Raw genomic sequence first — 15,825 nt, forward strand, 5'->3', positions numbered from 1 at the left:
AAAAATTGGATGCGATTATAAAATTTTAGTCAGCTGATGATTCAAGTCATCGGCGCGGTCAAGCAATAGGTAAATCAAGTTAAAAGGCTATTATTCATTAATACAGTTATGTGCAAATCATAAAAGTAGCTATTTAATATTACTGGCTATTCTATACTATTCCGTGTCTTACTTATTGAAATAACTGCGATTAGCATCATATAAATAGTAGGATAACATTAAAGTTGGCCAGTCATTAAGACAAGTTCTCAGCTTTAACAAAGCCATATCCAAATTCTCTATGTTTATATGACATATATTGTTACAATGTTTAATGAAGGATGTTTAATAGAACGATTGATGAGACACGTGAAATATCACGAGGAGGTGCTCTATGTTTTCAATCAGTAAACTTCTTAGCACGAGTTATCGCGCTATAACGGCTAGCAGTGCTGCACTATTATTAAGTGGCATTATGATTAGCAGCGCAGGGGCAGCAGATATCGCCACTACCTATAATAACTCATGTGCAGCCTGTCACGATAGTGGGGCGTTAAATGCCATCAAAAAAGGCGATAGTGCCAAATGGCAACAGCTGATTAAACAAAAAAGTATGCCGACGCTTATTAAGTCTGTCAAAGGTGGTATGCCGCAGATGCCAGCAGGTGGTCTTTGCGACAAATGTAGTGATGACGACTATCGTAAACTTATCGAGTATATGAGCAAATAATCGACTTATAAATATAAGTTAAACATATAAAATAAAGCGCTAGGCTAACAACCTATCTGCGCTTTTTGTTTTTGCGTCATATTGTATATTGTGTTGCCAGAAAACTGATGGATACTATGATTAAGTAGGCAAATGATACAAAGTCTTGCTATAATAATCGAAAATAAACCCTGATGTTAGTAAGTACTTTCAGACTGCTTGTGTCCAAGACCTCAAAATATACGCCATTCTCATGATTAAAGAGGCGGCTATATCAGGTATCTTACCAGTGCAATCACTCTAAATAATGCTTACGCCGAGCTAGTAGGATTTGTATCAATGAAAAAGTTAATCGCTGCTGCCAGCTTATGCGTTGCAAGTTTCAGCGTACAAGCTGCTATTATTGTTCCTGAATATGACGTCAATGCAGGTCAAAAAGTTGCAGAAACCGTTTGTGCCGCTTGTCATGGTCTTAATGGCGTCAGCATTGTTCCTGCACAGCCAAACCTTGGCGGCCAAAACGTAAAGTACCTATATAAACAGCTAGTCAACTTTAAAGCAGGTTATCGCAAAAACGGTATCATGCAGTCACAAGTTGCTAACCTGTCTCAACAAGACCTAGCAAACGTAGCAGGTTACTATGCCAGTCAAGCGCCTTGGGGCGTCGGGTACGGCAATCCTGCAACCAACCAAGAAGCAACTAAGCTATTCTTGGGCGGCGATAAGTCGCGCGGTGTCATTGGCTGTGCTGGCTGTCATGGTCCAGATGCTGCAGGTAATACTTGGGCTGCATTTCCAAAGCTAGGCGGACAGCACGCTCAGTATATTGCTACTCAGCTAAAACTATTCCGTGCCGCTGGACGTGTTGATGATATCGATAGCGATGATCAAAAACGAGTCAATGATGCAGCCAAAGAAGGCGAGATGGGTATGATGCAAACGGTTGCATCTAAACTATCAGATCGTGATATTCGTATCTTGTCAGACTACGTAAGTGCTATTCACTAATTGAGTCGCACTAATTCAATATCTGATACAAGCTTTGCTTTGCATAGAAGGCCATAGAGTAGAGCCACTGAGTACTGAATCGCATATTGATTATATCTGAATGACTAAACCCCGATTTCGGGGTTTTTTTATAACTGTTTGTCCCTTATATTAAGACAGTATTTAGATGAATTCATTTACAGAAGCCAGTCGTTGCTCTGTATAATTATAAATTATCGTTATTCACTTTATACCAATTTTCAAAATACGATTGGCTTTTTCAAACATGTTCAGTCTACCATGCGTGGTAATTGCACGTGTTTTGTTTGCTAACCCAGTTTTGTGAATGGTATTAGATCGTTTGGATTGAAATTATGATGATCCGTTATGCTTCTTATTTTATCGCGGCGCTACTACCGTTATTGCTATTTCGTTGGTTTGCACCTGCGTCAATTGGTGAGATTGACTTTTGGCTGTTGTGGCTATTAGCCATGGTATTGGTTGCGCTGCCAGTTGTTTACGCTGAGATAGCGTTGGCCTATCGCAGTGTCGAAGGACCTCTAGCGGGTATGCAGAAGCTCACTCGTGAAGCAGATGTCAGTCCGATCTGGCGCAGCTTTGGTTGGTTAGCAGCATTAGTCTCTATTGTGATTGCAGCGTTGGTTATATCTGGCGCAAGTACGGGTATATTGTCTGCATTAACTGAGCTAAATAGCGTACCCGATGTGCCTAGCTTCGCAGTGGCTGCAGGACTGATGGTCATCGCGGTACTCTTAAGCTTACTGGGTGTTACGCCTCTACCTATTGGTTTGGGTTTGATGGTAATAGGGTTGCTGCTAGGGTTCGCAAATGGTGTACCAAGTGCTGGTTTTGCTATGACTGATGTCAGTTTGACGGAATGGGCACGTGCAGTCGCGTTAGCTTTAGTCAGTGTCGGTGCGGGTACAGGACTATACTGGTTCGGTCAGAACTTGGTGAGCAGACAAACAGTTACAGCGGTAGAAGCCAACAATCAGCAAACAAAAAACAGAGCGGCTACTCGTGAGTACCGTGCCACCAAGTTAGTGTTACCGATTTGGGTATTGCAACTACTGATAGGAGTAGTGGCTTTATTTACTAGTGGTATGTCGCTACCGCCGATTGGACAACTGTTATATTGGGGCGGGGTGTTATTTGTAGCCAGTTACTTGCTACATTACAGCACGCAGCAGTTAACGCATAAGTTTGGATTATTGGTTAGTTTGATAATCACTTTTGCTGTAGCGTTATTACTAGTGGTTGCGATTCCGACAGCATGGTTAGTTGGCATCTTGGTCATTATTAGTAGCATTGCTGTACTATTATTATCAGTATTTGCGGGTTGGCAGATGAAGATTAGCCATCTACGCAAGTCGTTAAATTTTAGCAATGAAGCAGTTTATAACTTGTGGCGAGTGGCGATACGTTTAGTCGTACCATTAGCATTACTGCTAGCATTGATAGGTTGGGTGATGCAGTGGTTGAGCTAACAGTCGAAGGTCGTGACAACAGCGTGCCACAGTCTACGCAAGCCAATCTAATGACAATATATCTGGCGTATGCTGAAGATGAGCAGCGCCAGCATTATCTAGCTTTGCGGGTCAAACAAGGTACTAGTTTGCATGAAGCATTGGCGCAAGCAGGGTGGCTTGAGAAATTTCCAGAACTGGCAGAATGGTGTGAGCAAGTAATAGATATCATCACGCCAACTGCGAAACGTTGGCATGTAGGGATTTATGCGCAGAAACAGCCACTAAGCTATTTGCTACAGCCTTTTGATCGTATCGAGGTATATCGCAGTTTAAGCGCTGATCCTATGTCTCAGCGCAAAAATAAATCTCGTAACTAAACCGTTTACTATCTAAGCTAATAGGTTTCGCTAACTATGATGCTGGTAGACTCTCAATACCTTCGATGCGCGTGACCAAACCATTATCATCAAAATAAATAACTAAATGCTGGCTAGCGTTTTTGACATCTGCGATGCCCTTACGGCTACCTTCAGTGCCTGCTTTGTAGTCATAGATATAATCCCAGCGTTTAGGCTCAAGAGTATCTCGAATCGCAGGGCTACCAAGAGTATAAAGAACTTGGTTTTGATTCATACCCACTTTTAGCTTTTGAGCTTGGGTTTGCGTAATCGCTGTGCCTTGCGGCAAATCAATCTTATAAACACTCAATAATGAGCAGCCAGACATAGCAACAGTAGCGCTAAGCATACTGGTGATAACGATCTTACGTAATGCGCTTGTGTGGCTTAACGGACGGAAATTTAATGTCTTTATCATGGTAAGATGACTCATAAGAAATGAATTAGGTGTGGCCAGCGTTAGGTCGTACCAGTCTGACCGACAATCTTGGACAAATGATACGTCATTTACTTGCAATTGCCTACCACTTACGACATTATTTACCAAACACAATCTGAATAGTTAGATTAATTATATTTTAAATTCATAGGCTTGCATCTCGATATTTAGAAAATAATAAGAGAGATGTCTGCGTAAGTTTCATCATTTTATTATTAATAATTTACTTTATATTAAATAAGAATAATCTTTGTTGATTATTTATCTCATATTTTCTATTTGTTAAGACTGTCACAGTCAAAAGGGATATTATGGCTTCTTTTACCAATCAAGATTTACGTAGAGCAGGACTCAAGGTCACGTTACCTCGTATCAAAATTTTAGAGCTATTAGAAAGCGCAGAGCTGCATCACATGAGTGCAGAAGAAGTGTATAAGGCGCTTATCGAGCAAGGTGAAGACGTAGGTCTTGCCACTGTCTATCGTGTCCTAACACAGTTTGAGCAAGCAGGTATTGTTGAGCGTCATAACTTTGAAAACAATCTATCTGTATTTGAGATTACTCAAGAAGAGCATCACGATCACCTAGTTTGTGATGTGTGTGGCAAGATTATAGAGTTTCATAATGAAGTCATCGAAGAAGAACAGCTAAAAGTAGCAGAAAAACATGGCTTTAAACTGTCTGGGCATTCTCTTGTGTTATATGGCATTTGCGCAGATCAAGCCTGTAGAGACAGCGCGAAGTAATCGTCTAGCGTATAAGTAAAAACGCTTATTTCTGCCAGTACTACGATATTGAACAGTAAAAAACCCTCGTTATTTATAACGAGGGTTTCTTTTTATATGTCTATTATGCGTAGAAAGCGCAATAATTTAGCTCACATCTAACGATAAACTATCGGCACCTTCATCTAAATTAGCCTTGCCATTTTTGCTGCTGAGCTTAATTTTGAGGCGTAGATCGTTAGGAGAGTCAGCATGTAAGATCGCTTCTTTATACGTTATCTCTCCTTGTTCATACAAATCAAAAAGCGCCTGATCAAAGGTTTGCATGCCACTGTCTCGTGAACGTGTCATCACATCTTTGATTTCATGGACCTCCCCTTTACGGATATAGTCACTGATCAGCTGCGAATTTAGCAAAATTTCGATAGCAGCACGTCTTCCTTTACCATCAGGTGTGGGGATAAGTTGCTGTGCGATAATAGCTCGCAAGTTCAACGACAAATCCATAAACAACTGGTTATGGCGACTAGTTTCAAAGAAGTGAATAATACGGTCAATTGCTTGGTTCGCATTGTTTGCGTGCAACGTTGCAAATACTAAATGACCTGTTTCTGCGTACTGGATAGCGTAGCTCATGACTTCACGGTTACGAATCTCGCCAATTAAGATGACATCGGGTGCTTGGCGTAGCGTATTTTTTAGGCCTGCTTCAAATGAATGGGTATCGATACCAACTTCACGCTGGGTAATAATACAGCCGCGATGTTTATGAACAAACTCAATAGGGTCTTCTATCGTAATAATATGACCATGAGAGTTTTGATTGCGATGTCCTATCATTGCTGCAAGGGTAGTGGATTTACCTGTACCCGTTGCGCCAACTAATAGAATAATACCGCGTTTTTTCATGGCCAATTCTTTTAGCGCTGGCGGTAAACGTAACTCTTCAACCGTTGGAATATTATTTTCAATTTTCCGTAAAATCATTCCTGCCATGTCGCGTTGTACAAATGCACTGACTCGAAAGCGAGCTTGCTGTGCTTCATCAGAGATGGCAAATTGACATTCATTGGTTTCTTCAAACTCTTTTCGTTGGCTTGGCGTCATCACACCTTTGACCAATCTCATGGTCTGCTCAGCACTTAAAGGTGTTCTACCGACAGGTAAAATTTTTCCATTCACTTTCATGGAAGGTGCTACGTCAGCAGTAATAAAAAGGTCAGAGCCATTTTTGCTGATCATTAACTGTAATAGTTTATCAATGTCCATATCGCACTTGTACCAGATGTAAGCCAATTAAAATCATATTTTAAAAACGTCAATAAAAAGTAAGAAAGTAATTACAGAGACCATGAGTTGTTTGTTATTTTTGATGGTATCTGTCAATACTGTCTGTCAGTACTATAAAAATGCCTCAGGCTGCTTGGCATAAGGACGTGCAACATCCTTACTAATAGTTCCTTTACTTACCAAGTTCTTTAACGTCTGATCAAGGGTAATCATGCCATCGCCTGCACCTGTTTGGATAGCAGAGTACATTTGGGCAATTTTGTTCTCACGTATTAAGTTACGGATAGCAGGGGTACCTATCATGATTTCATGGGCGGCTATACGTCCACCTACTTGACGACGCAACAATGTCTGTGAAATAACAGCTTGCAACGACTCGGATAGCATAGCGCGGATCATATCTTTTTCAGCGGCAGGAAATACATCAATAACACGGTCAATCGTTTTAGCCGCTGAGCTGGTATGCAAGGTGCCGAATACTAAGTGGCCAGTTTCTGCTGCGGTCAACGCTAAGCGGATAGTCTCAAGATCACGTAGCTCACCAACTAAGATGACATCGGGATCCTCACGTAGGGCAGAGCGCAATGCTGGCTCAAAACCCAAAGTATCACGGTGTACTTCACGCTGGTTGATCAAGCTTTTCTTAGATTGATGCACAAATTCAATCGGGTCTTCGATAGTTAAAATATGCTCTTTACGGCTTTCGTTAATATAGTCAATCATCGCCGCAAGTGTTGTCGATTTACCTGAGCCTGTTGGGCCCGTGACCAATACCACACCACGCTTAAAGTCTGAAACGCGTCTAAAGACATCGCCCATACCTAAGTCTTCCATCGTTAATACTTTAGAAGGAATGGTACGAAATACAGCACCTGCACCGCGGTTTTGATTAAAAGCGTTGACACGAAAACGTGCTAGATTAGGAATTTCAAAAGAAAAATCCGTTTCAAAAAACTCTTCAAAGTCGGCACGTTGCTTATCATTCATAATGTCATAAATAAGCTGATGCACAACTTGATGGGTCATTTCTGGCATATTGATACGTGTCATTTCACCATCGACACGTATCATGGCCGGCATACCTGCTGAAATATGTAAATCTGATGCCTTATGTTTAACCGTAAAGCGCAGCAAGTCTTCGATATTAAGATTATTTTTTTCAGCCATAATTTGATATTCCTATCACTTAGTCTAGGTAAGACAAAACACTATAAAAGTACGTGGTAAACTATTTATCGATAGCCTTAGTATAACAAGGGATGATAAGAGACTCACTAGTACATGTCTTTACCATCAGCAGCATATGTTAAAGCATGTAACAATATCATAACAAGACTGTGAGTATTTAACCATCTACTAAATTAAGAAAAAACAGAACTGGATCGTTTTAAAATAACTCTCATAGAAGTTATTTCTAATTTACTTTTAAGGATCGGATAGTTATGTTTTTTTTATAATAAAAATTGCCGAAAAAATCTCAAAAAATTAATCAAGCAATGAGGGCAGAGCATGAAGGAAATGAATGGCAATATTGATGAAGTGACACTTATCGATAACTGGCAACAAGTTAGTAAGCAGATGAAGCAAGCGTATAATCATGCTGACAGACAGGCTGACAATATTATGCTGCTGGCTGTTTCGAAAACGAAACCTGCCGATATGATCGCAACTTTAGCGAAGCAGGGACAGCGTGATTTTGGTGAAAACTATCTACAAGAAGCCATCGAAAAAATTACTAATCTTAAATCTCAACCTGTAGGCAAGAGTATCGTTTGGCATTATATCGGTAGTATTCAGCGTAATAAGACACGTGACATTGCAGAGCATTTTGATTGGGTGCAAACGGTTGAGCGCGATATCATCGCCAAACGATTGAATGACCAACGACCAGCTGACCTGTTACCATTGAATGTGTTGATCCAACTAAATATCGATAATGAAGACAGCAAGTCCGGATGTTTGCCAGCCCAGTTGCCAGAGCTGATAACAGCGATTAAAGGGTATAAGCGCTTACGACTGCGAGGTTTGATGATTATTCCTGCTAAAGCAAATACGGATGCCTTTGCTCGAACTAAGCAGTTGTTTGAAGAGGTCAAAGCCGATTGTCCAGAATTAAATAATTGGGATACGCTTAGTATGGGTATGAGTGGCGATATGGCAGAAGCGATAGAAAACGGCACAACGATGGTACGTGTCGGCACTGCTATCTTTGGTCAACGTGCTTGAAACCATATGAGTAGGCTAGTTAAGCATTCTTTAACTAGCCAGTAAATTAAATGACATCTTCTAATTTGGTTACTAGCATCTGTGTGATTTTAAGATTATCAGTCGCAATAATCTCAAATCGATAATTGGCATACTCAATCGTATCGGTCTTCTTAGGAATTTTTCGGAGCATATACATCATAAATCCACTGATAGTCTCGTAATTTTGACTGCGTGGTAGGTCGACGATATCTAATGCACGAATTACATCTTCGATAGGGGTCATGCCATCGATTAACCAGGAGTTGTCAGTGCGCTGGACAATAGGCTGTTCCTCTAGCGTTACCAACTCACCCATCACAATGCTCATCACGTCCTTTAAGGTGATAACACCAACGACTAGGGCATATTCATTCACAATAACCGCAAAATCAGCGCCAGTAGATTTAAACATCTCTAATACTTCAAACAAAGACAACGTATCAGGCACGAAAAGTGCTGGCTTCAATAGAGTCTTGTTTGTCAGGCTAACTTCCTGTTGGTTCAAAACCAAAGCTAAAAAGCTACGAGATTCCACATAACCAACGATATGTTCTAAATCGTCATCATGGCAGACCAAGAACTTATTGTGTGGCTGCTCAATCATGATATTCACGACTTCTTCGGTACTTGTCTTGGTATCAAAGTAAACGATATTTTCTCGAGGGTTCATTACTGAGGTGACGGTACGCTCCTGCATATCAAAGATATTTTCGATCAAGTGATGCTCTTGCTTTTTTAATACACCTGCTTCAGCACCTGCATCCATCACTGCATAAATATCTTCTGGTGTCATATCATCTTGACGTATGGTTGAGATGCCAAAAAGTTTAAACAGGATATTTGCAGCCCCATCGAACACCCATATAATGGGCTTTAGTATAAATATTAATAGCATCATCGGGCGTACGAGCCGTACTGCTATCGTTTCAGCATTTGACATGGCCAAACGCCTAGGCATTAGATCGGCAAGTAGTGAAAACAAACTCGTGATGAGTACAAATGATATAACCGATGCTATTGTTTCACTATTTAATAACTGCTCGAGATAAGGACTGATGGCTGATTCACCGACGGCACCAGCTGAAATAGCGACCGCATTTAGCACTATTTGTACGACGGTAATAAAACTTCCAGGATGCTCCTGCATATTAAGGACGTCAAGTGCGCGAACATCGCCTTCTTTTGCCATAATTTGGAGCTTGATTTTACGACCTGCGGCAATGGCAATCTCAGCAGCAGAGACAAAGGTACTTAAGGCAAGCAGTAAAAGAAGAAAAACACTAGCGGTTAGCAAACTCATGACGTACTCGAAAAAGAAATAAAGATAATTAAGGCAAAATAGTTGGTGAAACTGTGTGGAAAAAATCAGGTTAGGTGTAGAAATTTTTGGTGGATAAAAACCAAAAAAGCTGGGCAAGCACCCAGCTAATAGTAAAAATTCGATATCTTGTAAAACTGGCTAACTAGTACCTCTCAACTTATAAATAGTGAAAGTTGAGAGGTGTGTAGTAATTAACCTTTGATTGACCACTTATTAACCAATGGATAACGGCGCTCACGTCCGAAAGCTTTATGGCTAATCTTAGTGCCGATAGGAGATTGCAAGCGTTTGTATTCGCTGTTGTCTACCATTTTTATAACTTTAGCGACCATCTCAGCATCGAAGCCTTTATCAATAATCTCTTGATAGCCCATGTCTTCATCGATATATGACGTCAAGATACCATCTAACACATCGTAGTCAGGTAGGCTGTCTTGATCTTTTTGATCTGGACGTAATTCAGCCGATGGTGGACGAGTGATAACGCGCTCAGGAATAACCGGCGTATCTTCTAAACGGTTACGATAGCTTGCCAATTTATATACTTGAGACTTGTATACGTCTTTTAATACGTCAAAGCCGCCAGCCATGTCGCCATATAGCGTTGAGTAACCAACTGCCAATTCTGACTTGTTACCAGTCGTAATAACTAAATGACCGAATTTATTGGACAAGGCCATTAAAATAACACCGCGAGCGCGCGCTTGGATGTTTTCTTCGGTCGTGTCCGCTGGCGACTTATTGAATAAAGGCGCTAACGTATGACGGATGCCTTCGACAGCGTCAAAAATAGGGCAGACGGTGTAAGAAACATTTAAGCGACGTGCTTGGGCTTGAGCATCTTCTAGACTGATTTGAGAGGTATACTCGTATGGCATCATGACTGCGTATACCTTATCAGCGCCTAACGCGTCAACAGCGATACAGAGTGTCAATGCTGAGTCAATACCACCTGACAACCCGACAATAATGCCAGAGAATCCTGAATGGTTGACATAGTCGCGTAGACCGACGACTAACGCCTGATACATTTCAGATTCACGGCTCAAGGTTAGAGGCGCTTTGGTCTGCTCGTTAAACTTAGCAGTTTTCACATCTAACGTAGCCAGTAGCAACTGGTTCATAAAGCGTGGCGCTTCATGAGCAATGCTACCGTCAGCTTGTACAGCCATAGAGCCACCATCAAACACTAGATCGTCTTGCCCGCCCACTGCGTTGACATAGACGATAGGTAGCTTATTCTCACGACTACGCTTGGCCAGCATGGTTTTGCGATTGTCTTGCTTTTCAATCTCAAAAGGTGACGCGTTTAAGCTTACGATTAGATCAGCACCTTGCTTTTTAAGCTCAGAGATAGGACCTTTTTCCCATAAATCTTCACAGATAAGCAGACCAATAGTAATGCCTTTATAGTCAAATAAAACTTGATTGCGACCTTTGTCGAAGTAGCGACGTTCATCAAACACGCCATAATTCGGCAAAATTTGCTTATGATAAAAGCCTTTTTGATGACCATTATGCAGGATGGCAGCAGAGTTAAAAGTACCGTGATGATCGACATGCGGATAGCCGACAATCATGACGATATCATCGATATCACTCAAAGTAGACAAAGCGCTTTTAACGCGACCTGATAAGCTTGGACGTAGCAACAAATCTTGTGGAGGGTAGCCTAACAGCGCTAACTCTGGGAATACGATTACGTCAGCACCCTGTTCGCGTGCTTGTAGTGCTAGGGTACGCATTTTTTCGACGTTGGTTGCGATATCACCGACCAAAAAATGTGATTGAGCTAAGGCAAAAGTGACAGTATCTTGTGGTTTATTGGTCTTAATGGCTTCGTTTGAGGTGTTAGAGTTGGGGTTATCAGTGTCTTTTGACATTGTTATTGTTCCTATCGATATATTATTAAAATTTGGTGTGTCTGTATTGATTTCAAATAAAATCAAAGTAAATCCGAAATTAACTCAAAACTGCACTCTGGCATATCAAGCTCAAATATTGAGCTGATATGCTGAGTCTAAATCTCGTATAAGACTTTATAAAAGACTTATGATTTTGCTCAAGTAACTTACTCTAAGTGATAGCGACACCCTAAAATTAGAACTTATGATAGTCTAAAAGAAGACGATATAAGCGGGTGTTAAAATCTGGCTCAGAGGATTCGATGTCTGTACAACGATGTAAATAAATATGTGCAAATAAACTTAACTACACTGAAAAGCTTAAAATAATTGCTTTAGTATAACATCAATTGTCGCGACAAATAGAACGCACCAGTGGATTCCCTTATAAGATAACAGTTTCAAAGCTGAACATAAAAGCAGTTTTCAATACATCATTTTTACACACTAAATTCATGCATTATGCGCTAGTCATTATCGTCGTCATCTAGTAAGCTTGCATAGACAAAGTTGTAAGTAAAGATTACAACAACGCGTTATATAATTCACACGCTTTATTGCATAATAAAGTGTGCTAACTGCATTTTTATTGTGTTGTCTATGATAATAAATGGCTATGAATTTGTAGTATGGAGCTGAACACAGTCATACTATTTGACTGTTATATTACTTAATCTTCATGTGAATTTATAAGTCTGTAGCAATATAAGTCCGACACAATGCTTTTTTGTATGATTCGCAACTCTCGCTAATGGATATGGCTTACAGACAGTGTCTAAGAGCTGATATTCATCACACATTTATAAACTCGCCAGCAAAATTATCGTTTGCTGTCCGCTTTTGGTTTATACGCTATGATTGAAAACTGGACAAAAGAATTTATTATTCAGCGCTTATTAGCAATTACGTTGCTAGTGGTGCTATTCGTATTGTGTTTTCAAGTGGTGCAGTTTTTTATTGTACCAGCGCTGTGGGCAGCGATTTTGGCCTATGTAACTTTTCCTATCTATAATTTCTTCCATGAAAAGGTGAAGCTGAGCCCAGATTTTAGTGCCGCTATTATGACGGTGAGCATTTCACTGATAATAGGCGTGCCACTGGTCATCGGTGTGTTTATCTTGCAGCAAGAAGCTTTGAGTCTAATTAGTAACCTGATTTATCGTATCAAGGTAGGTTACTTAGATGTGCCTGACTCCCTCAAAGACTTGCCTATCATCGGTCAGCAAGTCAAAGACGTACTGTGGCGTATCAATAAAAACCCAGAAGGGACGCTAGAAGCTTTTCGCATCTGGGTTCAGTCGCATTTATATTATGGCAAAATAGCATTCGATGTGGTGTTCAGTAGTTTGGCCAAACTCGGTATGGCATTAATGACGCTCTTCTTCTTTTACCGAGATGGCACTAGTCTGGTTCGGCAGATTCGTCAAGCGCTGCGCAATATCATCGGCAATCGCATCGACGGTTATATTGACTCTGTGGGTACAACTACGCGTGCCGTGGTATACGGCATCGGACTGACGGCGTTGGCTCAGGCTTTATTGGCTGGTATCGGCTATTACTTTGCTGGTGCACCAAGTCCTATCTTATTGACCATTGTCACGTTTATTATTGCCTTGATTCCCTTTGGCACACCATTCGTTTGGGGCGGTGTATCGATTTGGCTGTTGAGCCAAGAACATACTGCAGAAGGTATTGGCTTGGCACTATGGGGTGTATTGGTGATTAGCTGGGTGGATAATTTGATTCGTCCTATCGTCATTAGCGGCGCGACCAAAATTCCTTTTATCATTATTTTTATTGGTGTACTGGGTGGTCTAACAGCGTTTGGCTTTGTCGGTTTGTTTATCGGGCCTGTCGTATTGGCTATCGGGCTTGCAGTATGGCGCGAGTGGATATCGCAGCATAAGAATGAGATATTTGCTCAGCAGGAGGTGATGCTTTCTGACTCTCGTGCGATAGATCCTGTGCATGGACCAGAATAACAAGTCGCTAGCAAATATGACGTAAAAAATTATCGATAGAGATGATGAATAATGACAAATGAGAATATGGCAGAATCGACGAATAATAAAATCGATAAATTAAGTACAATTAAAAATATCACTATTTTAGCGGACAGTAATATCGCCAGTCTGAATGATTTTTTTAATGACGTTACGCTTGGTCAGCTGACTGAGCATACGGTTGATATCATTACTGTCGCTGGTCGAGATATTAATGCAGCGCTACTTGCTAGAGTACAGCCAGATGTATTGCTGATACGCTCTGTGACGAAAGTAGATGAAGCGCTATTGGTTGACAATAACAGTGTGCAGTTTGTTGGGTCTGCGACTATTGGTACCGATCATGTAGATCAAGATTATCTAGCGTCTCGCAATATCACTTTTGCCAATGCGGCTGGTTGTAGCAAGCATTCTGTGGCTCAATATGTATTGACGGCTGTTTTCACTTTGCGTCCGCAGTATTGGCAGCAGTCAGCGTCATTAACATTAGGTATCATTGGTCTTGGTAATATCGGTAGTACACTTGCTCAATATGCCTATGATTTGGGTTGGCAGGTGCTAGGTTATGATCCCTTGTTACCAGCCTCTAAAACTAACAATGCTAGCCTTGAGCAGGTACTTAGCCAAAGTGACGTGATCAGTCTGCATGTACCTTTGACAAATGAAAAGAATGCGACGAATCCTAAAGGTAGTGATTACCCAACACGTCACCTTATCAACGCAGCTGCATTAGCAATGATGCCTGTCGATACGATGTTAATTAATAGTGCGCGCGGGCCTGTGATCGAAGAAGGCGCAATTAAAGCAGACATTGAGCATACTGGACGACAAGTGGTGCTAGATGTGTTTGAGCATGAGCCAGAGATTGCAGCAAGCTTACTATCCAAACTTACTATTGCCACACCGCACATCGCTGGCTATACGCTAGAAGGTAAGCTACGAGGCACACAAATCATTTATGATGCCTTGTGTGAAAAATTATCGATACCTCCAACTCAATCTATGTCCAATCTGCTACCGCTAAATATGTTCTTATGGTCTGAACTAAAATCACATCCAGACAGACTGTCAAAGTTTTATGACATTATGCAGGATGATACCTCGTTGCGAAATAAAGCAGTGGATGAGCAAGTAAATGGTGCTGACTTTGACGGTCTGAGACGTGATTACCACTTGCGCCGTGAGTGGCAGTTTTAATTAAACAAGATACTTAGCAACCAATTATTCATCAGTCGCAGTAGAGCCCAATGACTCAAGCAAACAACATTTCTTCGCAGCTTATTAATTCTAAGCCTAGCTATGCACCAACCATGACACTTGCGATGGCACAACAACGCGCGCAATTTATCAGTAGTATTCGGCGGTTTTTTACCAGTCGACAAGTGCTGGAAGTGCAAACACCGCTATTATCCCAAGCAGGTAATACAGACACTTTTTTGCAGTCTGTAGCAGCTCATGTGACCTATCAAGACCGTCCACGCACTTATTATTTGCATACCTCGCCTGAGTTTGCGATGAAGCGTTTATTAGCCAGCTGGCAAGTACCTATTTATCAGATTTGTCCTGTCTTTCGTGATAATGAAATAGGCACGCGTCATAATATTGAATTTACGATGCTTGAATGGTATCGACCTAATTATAGTCTGGACGAGATGGCAACTGAACTTAATGAGTTGTTAGAGACACTCTATGGTCATTCTGTTGTGATGAGTCATTATCGCTATGTCGATGCCTTTATGGACTTCGTGGGCATCCATCCGTTGACAGCGAGTTTAATTGCATTGCAAGCCGTGGCAGAAGATATGGGTTTGACAGGATTTGATTTTAATAATGCTGAAGACAGCGAAGAAAACCGTCGTCAGAGCTGGTTAGATTTGTTATTCAGTCATGCCGTAGAGCCAAACCTAGGTCATGATTTGCCGACATTGATTATAGAGTATCCACCTGCGACCGCTGCACTAGCGAAGACAGCCATGGATAAAGACGGTAATAAAATTGCGAAACGTTTCGAGCTATACATTAACGGCATTGAGATTGCCAATGCCTATGATGAACTAGCAGATGGTCAAGCATTGCGCAACCGTTTCGAACAGGATAATCAATTACGCGCGCGTCATGCTCTACCTCAAATGCCAATTGATGAACATCTATTAGCTGCCTCCAATGATTTGATGCCATGTAGCGGTATCGCAGTCGGTATGGATAGATTGCTAATGGTTGTAACAGGTGCAAGTAGCTTGGAAGAAGTCATTCCTTTTCCCAGTGGGCAAGCATAATTGAATGAGCTTCTTTTAGATTAGCTGTAATCTAAATACATAATAAAAAGGTCGTTG

Annotated in this window: 14 protein-coding genes; 9 read left to right on the forward strand and 5 right to left on the reverse strand. The window is 41.1% G+C overall.

Annotated elements, in window-relative coordinates:
• Positions 1–373 precede the first annotated feature (373 nt).
• The 4 genes from IEE84_RS01560 to IEE84_RS01575 all read left to right on the forward strand — a co-directional run bounded on the left by IEE84_RS01560 (position 374) and on the right by IEE84_RS01575 (position 3,542).
• A complete protein-coding gene (locus IEE84_RS01560; protein ID WP_057758239.1) occupies positions 374–709 on the forward strand; it encodes a c-type cytochrome in 336 nt (111 codons plus the stop codon).
• A gap of 318 nt (positions 710–1,027) precedes the next feature.
• Complete coding sequence (locus tag IEE84_RS01565; protein WP_101205531.1) at positions 1,028–1,696, forward strand: c-type cytochrome; 669 nt, start codon at positions 1,028–1,030, stop codon at positions 1,694–1,696.
• A gap of 353 nt (positions 1,697–2,049) precedes the next feature.
• On the forward strand, positions 2,050–3,183 hold the full coding sequence (locus tag IEE84_RS01570) for a hypothetical protein (protein ID WP_191114663.1): 1,134 nt from the start codon (positions 2,050–2,052) through the stop codon (positions 3,181–3,183).
• Positions 3,171–3,542, forward strand: a complete 372-nt coding sequence (locus tag IEE84_RS01575; RefSeq protein ID WP_224737840.1) for an RnfH family protein — start codon at positions 3,171–3,173, stop codon at positions 3,540–3,542. The genes IEE84_RS01570 and IEE84_RS01575 overlap by 13 nt, the downstream gene beginning before the upstream one ends.
• A 34-nt stretch (positions 3,543–3,576) precedes the next feature.
• Here the strand turns inward: IEE84_RS01575 and IEE84_RS01580 are convergent, their stop codons facing one another.
• Positions 3,577–3,996: an outer membrane protein assembly factor BamE gene (locus tag IEE84_RS01580; protein ID WP_191114664.1), complete on the reverse strand. Its 420-nt coding sequence runs from the start codon at positions 3,994–3,996 to the stop codon at positions 3,577–3,579.
• Positions 3,997–4,313: 317 nt separating this feature from the next.
• Between IEE84_RS01580 and fur the strand changes: the two genes are divergently transcribed.
• Entirely contained in the window at positions 4,314–4,748 is a 435-nt protein-coding gene (fur, locus tag IEE84_RS01585) for a ferric iron uptake transcriptional regulator (RefSeq protein ID WP_057758249.1), read from the forward strand.
• A gap of 126 nt (positions 4,749–4,874) precedes the next feature.
• On the opposite strand, the gene IEE84_RS01590 is transcribed toward fur, so the two are convergent.
• Positions 4,875–5,996 carry a PilT/PilU family type 4a pilus ATPase gene (locus IEE84_RS01590; RefSeq protein WP_191114665.1) on the reverse strand — a complete coding sequence of 374 codons (1,122 nt, stop codon included), beginning with the start codon at positions 5,994–5,996 and terminating at the stop codon, positions 4,875–4,877.
• Between the two features lie 132 nt (positions 5,997–6,128).
• On the reverse strand, positions 6,129–7,184 hold the full coding sequence (locus tag IEE84_RS01595; protein ID WP_179798169.1) for a type IV pilus twitching motility protein PilT: 1,056 nt from the start codon (positions 7,182–7,184) through the stop codon (positions 6,129–6,131).
• 342 nt (positions 7,185–7,526) lie between these two features.
• Here IEE84_RS01595 and IEE84_RS01600 point away from each other — a divergent pair, with 342 nt between their 5' ends.
• Positions 7,527–8,243: a YggS family pyridoxal phosphate-dependent enzyme gene (locus IEE84_RS01600; RefSeq protein ID WP_224737843.1), complete on the forward strand. Its 717-nt coding sequence runs from the start codon at positions 7,527–7,529 to the stop codon at positions 8,241–8,243.
• Positions 8,244–8,289: 46 nt separating this feature from the next.
• Here the strand turns inward: IEE84_RS01600 and paeA are convergent, their stop codons facing one another.
• Together paeA and IEE84_RS01610 are read right to left on the reverse strand one after the other, a co-directional pair.
• A complete protein-coding gene (gene paeA, locus IEE84_RS01605; RefSeq protein ID WP_057758257.1) occupies positions 8,290–9,564 on the reverse strand; it encodes a polyamine export protein PaeA in 1,275 nt (424 codons plus the stop codon).
• A gap of 212 nt (positions 9,565–9,776) precedes the next feature.
• Positions 9,777–11,468 carry an NAD+ synthase gene (locus IEE84_RS01610; protein WP_057758259.1) on the reverse strand — a complete coding sequence of 564 codons (1,692 nt, stop codon included), beginning with the start codon at positions 11,466–11,468 and terminating at the stop codon, positions 9,777–9,779.
• Between the two features lie 875 nt (positions 11,469–12,343).
• On the opposite strand from IEE84_RS01610, the gene IEE84_RS01615 reads away from it, so the two are divergent.
• The 3 genes from IEE84_RS01615 (at position 12,344) to epmA (ending at position 15,768) form a co-directional block, all read left to right on the forward strand.
• A complete protein-coding gene (locus IEE84_RS01615; protein WP_191114666.1) occupies positions 12,344–13,471 on the forward strand; it encodes an AI-2E family transporter in 1,128 nt (375 codons plus the stop codon).
• Between the two features lie 108 nt (positions 13,472–13,579).
• Positions 13,580–14,689, forward strand: coding sequence for a 4-phosphoerythronate dehydrogenase (locus IEE84_RS01620; RefSeq protein WP_191115338.1), 1,110 nt, complete (start codon positions 13,580–13,582; stop codon positions 14,687–14,689).
• A gap of 50 nt (positions 14,690–14,739) precedes the next feature.
• Positions 14,740–15,768, forward strand: a complete 1,029-nt coding sequence (epmA, locus tag IEE84_RS01625) for an EF-P lysine aminoacylase EpmA (protein ID WP_191114667.1) — start codon at positions 14,740–14,742, stop codon at positions 15,766–15,768.
• Positions 15,769–15,825 lie beyond the last annotated feature (57 nt).

The organism is Psychrobacter sp. 28M-43 (assembly GCF_014770435.1).
Taxonomy (GTDB): domain Bacteria; phylum Pseudomonadota; class Gammaproteobacteria; order Pseudomonadales; family Moraxellaceae; genus Psychrobacter.